The sequence below is a fragment of the Archangium sp. genome (genome assembly GCF_036389735.1).
In the GTDB taxonomy this organism is placed as follows: Bacteria; Myxococcota; Myxococcia; order Myxococcales; family Myxococcaceae; genus Archangium.
The window spans coordinates 1-10,822 of sequence record NZ_DASVWK010000357.1; the positions used below are offsets into that span (position 1 = coordinate 1).

Genomic DNA, 10,822 nt, shown 5'->3' on the forward strand with positions numbered 1-10,822 from the left:
CCAATCGCTCACTCGTCAACCGGAAACCCTCCGCCGCCACCAGCACCCGCTCGCCCGACGGGGGGCTCGACCACGCGGGCAACGAGGGAACCAACCGCAGCACGGACCTCGGGTACGGCTGCACCATCGGCCAGGACTCACGCTCCATCATCGTGCCTCCCGCTCAAGCGACCCATCCACCACGTCGCGCAGCAACTCCTTCAACTCCTCCAGCGGCGTGCCCAGGGCGTAACAACCTCGCGCCCCCAGGTTCAGCGCCGAGCGCCGCAGCCGCTCGTCGTCGAAGGGCAGCAGCACCACGACAGGTGCTGGCCCCGCCTCATTCCCCGCCCCCCGCAGCACCCGGGCGACACTGTCCGCTCCCTGCACCAGCGCGAGCACCACGTCCGGGCGCCCTCCGACTCCCGAGGGCCGCAGGGTGATGCCCATGTCGCCCAGCACGTCGCTCAGCAGCGAGCGCAGTGACTCGTCCGCGTCCGGCGCGAGGATGACGCAGCACGGCAAGGGGTGGCGCATGGCGGGACCTCACCTCCGTGCTTCAGCAAGCAACATGCCTGGGCCGCTCCCTCGGGAGCACCGCGCCGCGTCACGGCGCATCGTGGCACCCTGCAAGGCCCCCCTGGCGGTTTGCCAGCTTCCGCCGGGCGCCTTGGATCAGTGGACGGTGTGGGCCTGGGAGGCCGGGCCCGGCACGCCTCCAGCCACCGACACCGTCACCGCGCCCGGCGTGGAGGCCTTGAAATAGAAGGTCGCCTCCGCCTGCGGGTTCGACAGGCTCACGGTGGAGAGCGCACTCCCGCCGCACCCCGGATCCGAGAAGAAGGTGAGCCCGGGGGCCGCGGGGCCGGAGGCCGAGAGGGTGAACGTCTCCGAGGAGGGGACGAGGTTGCCCTTGGCGTCCTGGCTCTGCACGGTGAGCTTCCCGGAGCAGGCCCCCACCGCGACGTCGGACGCGGGGGTGAGGAACGCGAGCGCCGAGGCCGCCTCGGCCAAAACGTCGACGGAGAAGGTGCGACCGGGCACGGTGGTGGGGTCGTAACCCGCCCCGGAGACGGCATTCGAGGTGATGACGTTGCCCGTGCCGTAATCCGCGATGGCGGCCTGGTAGTAGGGGTTGGACGCCGCGCCGTTGCCCAGGGTGTTGCCGGCCACGCGGAGGCGCGTCGGCGTCGAGGGCGCGTCTCCCGCCCCCTCCAGCTGGGAGAGGCTGATGCCGATGTCGTTGCCGGTGAGGGTGTTGCCCTCGATGACGAGCCCGGTCACCAGCGGGCTGCCGGGGCCGTAGTAGCCGCCGCCGGTGATGAGGATGCCCGTGCCGGTGGTGTCCGCCATGGGGCCCGTGTAGGCATTCCCGGAGACGGTATTCCCCGTCACCCGCCCCCTGGCGCCCAGGCTGACCTGGAGGCCGTTGCGGGCGATGGAGGCCGAGGGCCCTCCACCCTCCACGGTGTTGTTGGAGAGCGTCACCTCCACGGCGCCAATCGCCAGGAGGCCCACCTTCTGGAACCGCGAGACGCGGCTGCGCAGCACGTCCACCCGGAAGGGCCCCCGGCTCGCGTCGTCGTTGCGCGCCTCGATGCCGAAGCCCTCCTGGCAGCCGCTCGCGCCCGAGCCCTTCTGGAGGTCGCGCACCTCGCTGTCCACGACCTCGCCCGAGGCCCCTTCGAGCAGGATGCCGCGGAGCCTCGCCGCGTCGGACTGGCAGACGTCCTTCAGGCCGCTGGCGGTGACGGTGACGTTCTGGACGCGCGCCTTCGTGCCCCGGTTGCGGAGGACGGCCCCGGTGAACGCGCCTCCCGGCGGATCCACCGCGGTGACGGTGTGCCCCTGACCGTCGAACGTGTAGTCGTCCGGGATGAACAGCGTGGAGTCCGTGGTGCAGTCGGCCGTCAGCGCCACGCGCCCCTCTGCGAGCGAGAAGGGGCACGGCTCTCGCGTGCACCTGGGGCCCGTCCAGGTGATGGGAAAGGTGTGGGAGACGCTCTGCCCGGCCGCATCGGTGACCGTCACCGTCACGGTGGGCGTCACGCCGGGAGGCAGGCAGGACAGGGCGGCCCACACCCCGTCACCGCGGCCCCCGTCGCTCACCGTGCCGCCCACGCCGCCGGCGTTCGTGGACCACGTGAAGGTCAGGGGCTCGCCGGGAGTTCCGGAGACGGTGACGCCCAGCCGCAGGGGCTCCCCTGGGCCCACCGAGGCCGGCGACTGCGAGGTCTCCTGGAGGACGAGCGGCACCCGGTAGGTGACGTCGGGAGCGCCGCGTTCGTCACAGCCCGCCGCCACCAGCAACAGCCCCACCGCCAGCAACGACAGGTGCCCCACATCCGCTCGACGCATGCGCACGTGACTCCCATTCCAGACGCGGAAGAGAGTTCAGGCTACCGACGGGCTCCCACGCCTTGAACCGAGGCCCCCGGCCCGGCACCACCGAGTGACAAGCTCTGGACGTCCGATGGTGCATGATGGTGGCCCATGGACACCCCCACCCGAGGCCCGTGGCTCGCCTTCCCGCGCGTCCTCTGGCTCTCCCTGCTGGCCGCGCTGGTCCTCGCCCTGCCCACCGTCTGGCTGGGCTTCCTCTCCGACGACTTCGGACACCTGCTCATCCTCGAGGGCCTGCCCTCCCTGGGCTCGCCCTACGACTTGTTCCGCTTCGCGAGTGGGGACCCCGCGACCCTCAAGCCGCTGGTGGACCAGGGGCCCTACCCGTGGTGGACGCTGCCCGAGCTGAAGCTGGTCTTCTGGCGCCCCTTGTCGAGCGCGCTCGCGGTGATGGACCACGCCCTCTTCGGCCGCGACGCCAGGGGGTGGCACCTGCACTCGGTGGCCTGGTACCTGGGAATGGTGGCCGTCCTCGGCGCGCTGCTGCGGCGCTTCCTGCCGGGCGCCATCGGGGCGCTCGCGCTGTTCCTCTTCGCCATTGATGGCTCGCACTTCATGGTCACCGGGTGGCTCGCCAACCGCAACGCGTTGGTGGCAGCCGTGCCCGCGCTCCTCGGCCTGTGGATGCACCTGGAGTGGCGCGAGTCCCACCGGCCCTGGGCCCTGCCCCTGTCGCTGGCCGGGCTCGCCGTGGGACTGCTGGGCGGAGAGACCGCGCTGGGCCTCTTCGCGTACGTGCTGGCCTATGAGCTGCTCGGGGCCCGAGGCCCTATAAAGGAGCGGCTGCGCTCCATCGCCCCGGCGGCACTGCTCGGGCTCGGCTACCTCGTGCTGTACAAGGCGCGCGGCTACGGCGCCTACGGCTCCGGCTCCTACATGGACCCGCTGGGCGAGCCCGGGCGCTTCCTCCTGGGCGCACTGGAGAAGCTCCCGGTGCTGCTCGGCGCGCTGGTGCTGGAGGTGCCCGCGGATATCTGGATGGCGAGCGCGAGCGTCCGCCCCGTCCTGGTGGGCCTGGGACTCCTCGGGCTCGGAATGCTCGCGCTGCTGGTGCGCGCCGCGTGGCCGAGCCTCACCGAGGACGAGCGCCGACACTCCCGCTGGCTCTTCCTCGGCGCGGCGCTGTCGCTGCTGCCGGTGATGTCCACCTTCCCCGCCAACCGCCTGCTGCTCGTGCCGAGCCTCGGCTCGCTGGTGGCCGTGGCGGTGGTGCTCGTGTTCGCGTGGCGCTCGCGGGCGCGCGGCTGGCGTCCCCGGGGCGTGGCGGCGGGGGCCAGCGTGCTCGCGCTCACGCACCTGGTGCTGGCGCCCCTGCTCTGGCCAGGGATGTTCCTCCTCTTCCGGCAGTTCGGCACGCAGGCCGAGCCCATCTACCAGACGGTGGCGGACGAGCTGGACTACCAGCGGCTCCCCGGGCAGCGGGTGGTGCTCCTCCCGGCGCCGATTCCGGGCTTCACCCTGTACCTGCCGATGATCCTCGCCACGCGCGGCATGCCCAGGCCCCTCGCCTGGTGGTCGCTGTCCATGTCGATGGAGCCCCATGTGCTCACCCGCACGGGGCCCTCGTCCCTGGAGCTGTCACTCACCCGGGGCCACTTCCTCACCAACGAGTTCGAGAAGGTGTTCCGAAGTCCCAACACGCACCCGCTGCCCGCGGGCTCGCGCGTGGAGCTCCAGGGCATGCGGGTGACGGTACTGGAGGCGGATGCCGAGGGGCCCACGCGGCTCGGCTTCGACTTCGATCTGCCCCTGGAGGACCCCTCCTTCGTCTTCCTGGGCTGGAAGGACGGCCAGCTGCGCCGCACCACCCCGCCGCCCGTGGGAGCGCGGGTCGCCCTCTCCCCCTAGAGTCCCGGCAGTCGGAACGACGGGCCGGCGATGAGGTGGTGCGTGTCGATAGAGGTCTCCAGGGTTCCGCCCGGCACGTCCACCGTGGGCGAGGTGTGGGTGAACCGGTACTCGCTGGAGAGCGCGAAGCGGGAGGCGAAGGGCCACGCCACCCCGCCCAGCACCTGGAAGGCCGGACCGCGCACCTGATACTCGCTCACCGCCTGGTCGCCCATCGTGGCCTCCACATGGGGAATCACGAGCCCCGCCCCCGCGCCCACATAGGGTTGGACACGCCCCGTGCACCCGGGCTCGGGACAGGTGTTCCAGCGGTGCAGCACGTCCAGCGTGAGGTAGTTCATCCCGTGGGACATGTTGAAGCGCTGGACGGTGGCCGCCATCGGCTCCATGCCCTCCACGGGCTCGCCCCCTCGCGTGCCTGTCACCCGGACGGCCTGCTCCGTGTCCGCGAAGACCTTGTCGTGGAAGAAGTCGAGCATCACGCCCCAGTCCCGCCGGGCCTCGAAGTGGTGGGTGAGGCGCACGCCGTAATAGATGGGGGACGTCCAGGACTGGCTCGTCCAGGAGATGTCCCTGTACGTCAGGTCGGTGCCACCCGGCTGGCGCAGCCGTACGTTGCTGTCATGGGTGAAGGAGACTCCCACGTACAGCAACAGGGTCGTCTCCGCGTGCGCGATCCCGCCTCCCGCCAGCAACCCGCCCAGCAGTCCCATGAGGACCCCGTACCGCCCTCGCCTCTTCATGGCCGCGAAGGTGTGCATGAGGGCTGGGAAGACCATGTCCCCACGTCTCATCCGGGGGCTCCCCCGCCCGGCTGCTTCCTCGCCGCCTTCCCAACGGAATGGTCCAACCCACGTGGAGGGTTGCCACCAGTCCGGCTTTTTTCGCCGGCCAACGAGGAACGACCATGAGCGCCACGCTGAACCAACAAATCGAGAAGGCGGCCGAGTGGATCGCCGCCAGCAGGCACCTGGTGGCCTTCACTGGCGCGGGCATCAGCACCGACTCGGGCCTGCCGGACTTCCGAGGCCCGGACGGGGTGTGGACCCGCCGCGACGCCGGCCTGCCACCGCCCAAATGGGGCAAGCCCGCCTCGCAGATCCGCCCGAACGTGGCCCATGACGCGCTCGTCCAGCTGGAGCGCCTGGGGAAGCTCCAGTTCCTCATCTCGCAGAACGTGGACAACCTCCACCTGGAGTCCGGCTTCCCCCTCGAGAAGCTCGCGGAGCTGCACGGCAACGGCAAGCTGATGCGCTGCCTTGCCTGCGACAGCCGCTTCGCCTTCCAGCAGGTGGGCTGGGACCGCCGGGTGTGGGGCGAGGGTTACCGCACCCAGCGTCCGCTGAAGGGACAGCCGCGCTGCCCCATGTGCAAGGGCCGCATCATCTCCTCGGTGGTGAACTTCGGGGACCCGCTGCCCGCGAGGGAAATTCAAGAGTCCTTCGCGCACTCGGAGCGCAGCGACGTGTTCTTCGCCATCGGCTCGTCGCTGGTGGTGTCACCGGCCAACGAGATGCCACGCATCGCGCTGGAGATGGGCGCCCGGCTCATCCTCCTCAACCGGGGTGAGACGCCCTTCGACGAGCTGGCCCACCTGCGCATCGACGCGGGCATCGGCGAGGTGCTGCCCCCGGTGCTCGCCCGGGTGAAGCAGCTCCTGGGCGCCGATGCCCACGCGCCCGACAACGGCTAGGGGATGACGATCGGCACGTGCATGCTCTTGCCGTCGTAGGCCGTGGCGCCGCAGCGTGCGCGGGCCCAGTCGCCGCCCACCGCCGAGCAGATGCGGAAGGTGCTGATGTTGGAGATGGCCAGGTTGATGCCCGGGGTGTCGCAGCGCCCGCTGTAGCTCCACGAGAGGCTGCGGTTGACGGAGGTGACGCCGATGCAGGGGCCAATCCACGCGCCCGTGTCGCGCCGCTGCACGTCGATGGAGTACTGGGCGCCCGTCTCCTCCTCGCTCCAGGTCAGGTCCACGAAGGGCGTGGTGCCACCGGGAAGCTCCAGGAAGACGTCATCCGAGACGCCGTCGTAGGCCTTCTCGACGAAGGGCCCCCAGGTGCTGCTGCTCGAATAGAAGACGCGGAAGGCGGCGATGTCGCCCTTGTTCACCATGCGGCTGCCCGCGCTGGGGCACACGCCGTTGAAGACGGTCTTGTTCGAGGCGCCGAGGAGGCCGGCGGACATGCACGGGCCAATCACGGACCCATCGCGCAGCACGAGGTCGAGCGAGTAGTTGTACGCGGCCAGCTTCGTCCAGCGGACATTGACCTGGTTGAGCGAGTGCATCGAGCCGTCGGGCTTGAAGGCGATGCGCTGCTTGTAGGTGCTGCGCGAGGCGAAGGTGCCCGCGGGCTCGAAGGCGCCCTGGTGGAAGATGTTGAAGTACTCACCGCGCCGGTCCACCACCACGTTGTGGCCATGACTCTGGATGAGCGCCCCGGAGGCGTTGCGCATCGCCTGGGAGAGCGGCCGCACCGCGCGCGCCCGGGTGAGCGCGGGCAGGGAGTCCGCCATGATGTAGTTCATGGCGTACTGGCTGTTGTACCAGCCGGTGCTGAAGAGCAGGTAGTAGAGGCCGTTGCGCTTGAGGAGCTCGGGGGCCTCGTTGATGCCCTCCTCGTGCGCGGGAAGGGTGTAGAGCGCCGGGCCCGCGTGGTTGTGGACGGTGGCGGGGGCCGCGGTGTTGAACGAGGAGATGTTGTTGCCCCGATCGAACCACACATAGAAGAGCCAGTGGCCCGACGTGTCGGTGAACGAGGCCGAGTCGATGCGGATGTTCCGGTTGCAGCCCTGCGCCGTGCAGGCCGAGCCGATGGTGGTGCGCGGATAGGTGGTGCTCGGGTTGATCGGCCTGGGCGCGGCGAAATTCAGGTTCAGGTCGGGCGCCGAGGCCACGAAGGTCGTCACGTCCTGGCCGGACGCCGGGCAGGCCATGCCGTTGGGCACCCGTTGGGCCGAGAAGTAGAGGTTGTAGACGCCGTTGGACTTGCCGAGGTCCGGCGCCCAGATCATGCAGTAGTCGTAGGTCGGGTCCGCCACCGAGGGGTCGTACCCGCGCTTGAAGCGGAAGCTCGAGAGATCGTTGCTCTCGTAGATGGGCAAGCTCCGCGCGTCGCCGGTGCCGGTGAGGAAGAACAGGTCATCGTTCTCCTTGTAGACGTCGGGATCGGCGAGCCCCGGGACGAGCAGCGAGCGCGCGTAGAAGTTGGAGCCGCGCGTGGCGCACGAGGACCCCACGAAGCCCTCGTCGCAGACGCAGACCGCGCTGCCGGCGTTGTCCTTACAGAGGCCGTGCCCGCTACAGGTGACTCCGTCACAGACTCCGAGCGCCTGCGGGGCGGCCGATGACGCGCCGCCCGGCTCCGGCTCGAAGCTGGCGTCCTCCGGGCCCGCACATCCGGCGCCCATCGCGAGGGCGATGAGTGAAACGAGTATCGCTTCGAATCGTAGACGCATGGTTCTCCTTGGAAGAGGCCGACATTCTCGCCTAGCGGCAGATTCCCCACAGCATCTGGAGCCCATCCGAGGTGAGGACGGCGAGGTCCCTGGAGTTGTCCCCGTCGAAGTCCGCCGTCACCAGGTTGCGGAGCCGCTGGGCCTGGGCCGACGCGGTGAGGACCACCTGCGGCGACAGGGTGCCATTGAACTGGCCGAGGTACACACTCACCCGGCCAGACGTGGAGCTCGCCGCCATCACGTCCATCACCGTGTCCCCGTTGAGGTCCGCCACGGTCAGCCGATCCGGCGCGTCCACCGAGGGGTAGGTGAGCGGCGTCTGGAAGGTGCCATCGCCCCGGCCGAGCAGCAGGAGGACCTGGTCGCGGGTCGCGTCGGCGACGACCAGCTCTGGCCGCGAGTCCTTGTTCAGGTCAATCGCCACCACGCCTCGCGGAGTGCCACCCAGGGGGGTGAGGAGCTGGGGCTGGAAGGTGCCATCGCCCTTGCTCAGCAGCACGCCCACGGACTGGCAGGTGGTCTCCCCCGTCGAGCCGCAGGCGGACGGGTGGATGACGGCGAGGTCCTCCCGGCCGTCGAGGTTGAAGTCGGCGACCACCAGCGAGTCGGGGCTCGCGGGCGCGGTGAAGGAGCCGGCCTCCGTGAGCTTCCCATCGGTGCCCACCTTGAAGAGGGACACCTTGCCCAGGGCCGTCTGGAGGACGGCGAGGCTCTGGCCCTGGGTGGAGCCGTTGAACCGGCCGAGCGCGAGGCCGTCGATGTCCATGCCGAGCGCGAGGGAGGACGCCGACTGGAAGGAGCCGTTGCCCGTGCCCTGGGACACCGCGAGGGACTGGGCGGCGCCATGGCCGACGAAGAGGTCCAGCCGCTGGTCCGCGTTGTAGTCGGAGAGGAGCACGGACGAGGGCTCGCTCCCGGGCGTCACCAGCAGCGTGGGGGTGTAGAAGGTGCCGTCCTTGTGGTTGAGCAGGACGGCCACCGCGTTGGCGTTGGCGTTCGCCGTGACGAGGTCGACGTACCCATCCGCGTTGAGGTCACCGACGGCGAGGTCCCTGGGGCCCGAGGCGCCGGCGAAGGTGTACGTCACCGGGGCGAGGTAGCCGCAGTTGCCCAGGCACACCACGCCCCCATCCGGGCACGCGCCCGCGCACGAGGTGGAGCCGCTGGGGCACGAGGGCCTCGCCGCGAAGGTGCCGGCATCACCCGTGCCTCCATCTTGCGTCTGATTGCCACCACCCCCACCCGCCCCCGGCTGCTGCCCGGGGAGGGGGTTGTAGTCGGGTGGCTCCACCTCCTCCTCGCAGGCCGGAGTCAGCAGGAGCACGGCCCCCAGGGCGAGCAGTGCGCGGAAGGGCCGCGAGCGCGGCCCTCGGGAAGAAGGGGGTCGGGAGAAGGACACGAGGCCTCCGAGAAAGAGAGGCGCGCAGTGTACCCAGCGTGCTCGTGCCTACGAGGTGTTTCCACTCCGCTCGCGCTCGCGTCGGTGGATGGTGGAGACGTCGATGCCGAGGATTTCCGCTGCCTTCGTCTTGTTGCCACCGCATTGCGCCACCACGAAGGCGATGTACTCGCCCTCGAGCTGGCGCAGGGGGATGAGCCGGTCCTGCGCGCGTGACAGGGGATGGGGGTCCGCCGTCACACCGGGCGCGTGGAGCTGGAGCGTGGGCAGGTCCACCATCTCCTGCACCGTCACCACGGCGAGGCGCTCGACGAGGTTCTCCAGCTCGCGCACGTTGCCGGGCCAGGGCGCGGCGGCGAGCGCGGCGAGGGCCTCGGGGGAGAAGCCGGTGAGGCGCGCGCGGGGGTTGCGCTTGCGCGACTGCGCGACGAAGTGCTCCACCAGCGGGGGAATGTCCTCGCGCCGCTCGCGCAGGGAGGGCACGTGCAGCGGCACCACGTTGAGGCGGTAGAAGAGGTCCTGCCGGAAGCGGCCCTCGCGCACGCGCGCCTCCAGCTCCTGGTGGGTGGCGGCCACCACGCGCACGTCCACCTTGCGCGAGGCATCCGCGCCCACCGCGCGCACCTCGCCGTCCTCCAGCACGCGCAGCAGCTTGGCCTGGAGCTCGGGCGCCATGTCGCCAATCTCGTCGAGGAAGAGCGTGCCGCCGTCCGCCTCCAGGAAGAGTCCACGCCGGGGCGTGGTGGCCCCGGTGAAGCTGCCCTTCACGTGGCCGAAGAGCTCGCTCTCCAGCAGCGCGTTGGGGATGGCGGTGCAGTTCACCGCGACGAAGGGGCCGGCCTTGCGCGGGCCCTCGAAGTGCAGCGCGCGGGCCACCAGCTCCTTGCCCGAGCCGCTCTCGCCACGCACCAGTACCGGCGCCGGGGAGTGGGCCACGCGCTCGATGAGCTCATAGAGGGAGCGCATGGGGGCGCTGCGGCCCACCAGCGCCGCGTAGGCCGAGCGGTCCCCCACGGCCTGACGCAGTGCCCGGTTCTCCTCGCGCAGCCGCCGCTCGGCGATGGCGCGCTGCACGTACAGCAGCACCTCGTCCAGGCGGAAGGGCTTGGTGAAGTAGTGCGTGGCCCCGCGCCGCATGGCCTCCACGGCGTTCTCCACCCCGCCGAAGGCCGTCATGATGAGCACCGGCAGCGTGGGGTCCACCTGCCGCACGGCGGCCAGCACGTCGAAGCCGTCCACCTGCTCCATGCGCAGGTCGCACACCACGGCGTCCAGCACGCGTCCGCGCACCGCGGCGAGGGCCTCCTGCCCGCTGGTGGCCACGTCCACCGTGTAGCCCGCGTCGGTGAGGTGGTCGGCCAGCAACCGGGCCATCTCCACGTGGTCGTCCACCACCAGCACTCGTCCCTCAGACGGCATGTCGCTCCTCGTTCGCCGTGGCCGCCGTGGGCCACCACAGCGTCACGCACGTGCCCCGGCCGGGCGCGCTGTCCAGCTCGATGCGGCCCCCGTGGTTGCGGACGAGCTGCGCCACCACCGTCAGCCCCAACCCCGTGCCCTGGCCACGCTTCTTCGTGGTGAAGAAGGGGTCGAAGACGCGGTTGAGGCTCTCCGGCGGAATGCCGCACCCGTCGTCGCGCACCGTCATCCGCACCCCACTCCAGGCCCCGGGCTCGCTCGGCGCCTCCACGTGCGCGGCGATGCGCACCGAGCCTCCGGGCTCACAGGCATCGC

The 10,822-nt window shown here is 70.7% G+C and carries 9 protein-coding genes; 2 read left to right on the forward strand and 7 right to left on the reverse strand.

The annotated features are described in order from the left end of the window. Positions 1-147 precede the first annotated feature (147 nt). Positions 148-516 carry a DNA-binding response regulator gene (locus VF794_RS12460; protein WP_331110005.1) on the reverse strand — a complete coding sequence of 123 codons (369 nt, stop codon included), beginning with the start codon at positions 514-516 and terminating at the stop codon, positions 148-150. Between the two features lie 138 nt (positions 517-654). Further along, the gene (locus VF794_RS12465; protein WP_331110007.1) at positions 655-2,337 is read right to left on the reverse strand and encodes a right-handed parallel beta-helix repeat-containing protein; all 1,683 of its coding nucleotides are present in this window, start codon (positions 2,335-2,337) and stop codon (positions 655-657) included. Between the two features lie 135 nt (positions 2,338-2,472). On the opposite strand from VF794_RS12465, the gene VF794_RS12470 reads away from it, so the two are divergent. After that, positions 2,473-4,230 carry a hypothetical protein gene (locus VF794_RS12470; RefSeq protein WP_331110009.1) on the forward strand — a complete coding sequence of 586 codons (1,758 nt, stop codon included), beginning with the start codon at positions 2,473-2,475 and terminating at the stop codon, positions 4,228-4,230. Here the strand turns inward: VF794_RS12470 and VF794_RS12475 are convergent. Beyond that, positions 4,227-5,024, reverse strand: coding sequence for a hypothetical protein (locus VF794_RS12475; RefSeq protein WP_331110011.1), 798 nt, complete (start codon positions 5,022-5,024; stop codon positions 4,227-4,229). The genes VF794_RS12470 and VF794_RS12475 overlap by 4 nt on opposite strands. A gap of 113 nt (positions 5,025-5,137) precedes the next feature. Here VF794_RS12475 and VF794_RS12480 point away from each other — a divergent pair, with 113 nt between their 5' ends. Then, complete coding sequence (locus VF794_RS12480; RefSeq protein WP_331110013.1) at positions 5,138-5,923, forward strand: SIR2 family NAD-dependent protein deacylase; 786 nt, start codon at positions 5,138-5,140, stop codon at positions 5,921-5,923. Here the strand turns inward: VF794_RS12480 and VF794_RS12485 are convergent. The 4 genes from VF794_RS12485 to VF794_RS12500 form a co-directional block, all read right to left on the reverse strand. Then, positions 5,920-7,689: a glycoside hydrolase family 43 protein gene (locus VF794_RS12485; RefSeq protein WP_331110016.1), complete on the reverse strand. Its 1,770-nt coding sequence runs from the start codon at positions 7,687-7,689 to the stop codon at positions 5,920-5,922. The two genes, VF794_RS12480 and VF794_RS12485, sit on opposite strands and share 4 nt — an antisense overlap. Before the next feature lie 31 nt (positions 7,690-7,720). After that, entirely contained in the window at positions 7,721-9,088 is a 1,368-nt protein-coding gene (locus tag VF794_RS12490; protein WP_331110017.1) for a VCBS repeat-containing protein, read from the reverse strand. A 48-nt stretch (positions 9,089-9,136) separates the two neighbouring features. Continuing rightward, positions 9,137-10,507, reverse strand: a complete 1,371-nt coding sequence (locus VF794_RS12495) for a sigma-54 dependent transcriptional regulator (RefSeq protein ID WP_331110019.1) — start codon at positions 10,505-10,507, stop codon at positions 9,137-9,139. Continuing rightward, on the reverse strand, positions 10,497-10,822 hold a 326-nt coding region (locus VF794_RS12500; protein ID WP_331110021.1), incomplete at its 5' end, for an ATP-binding protein. The genes VF794_RS12500 and VF794_RS12495, both read right to left, overlap by 11 nt.

Coding starts and splice junctions, on each gene's coding strand:
- VF794_RS12485 (WP_331110016.1), bottom strand. CDS start 7,689: ATGCGTCTACGATTCGAAGCGATACTCGTTTCACTCATCGCCCTCGCG.
- VF794_RS12475 (WP_331110011.1), bottom strand. CDS start 5,024: ATGAGACGTGGGGACATGGTCTTCCCAGCCCTCATGCACACCTTCGCG.
- VF794_RS12470 (WP_331110009.1), top strand. CDS start 2,473: ATGGACACCCCCACCCGAGGCCCGTGGCTCGCCTTCCCGCGCGTCCTC.
- VF794_RS12495 (WP_331110019.1), bottom strand. CDS start 10,507: ATGCCGTCTGAGGGACGAGTGCTGGTGGTGGACGACCACGTGGAGATG.
- VF794_RS12480 (WP_331110013.1), top strand. CDS start 5,138: ATGAGCGCCACGCTGAACCAACAAATCGAGAAGGCGGCCGAGTGGATC.
- VF794_RS12465 (WP_331110007.1), bottom strand. CDS start 2,337: ATGCGTCGAGCGGATGTGGGGCACCTGTCGTTGCTGGCGGTGGGGCTG.
- VF794_RS12460 (WP_331110005.1), bottom strand. CDS start 516: ATGCGCCACCCCTTGCCGTGCTGCGTCATCCTCGCGCCGGACGCGGAC.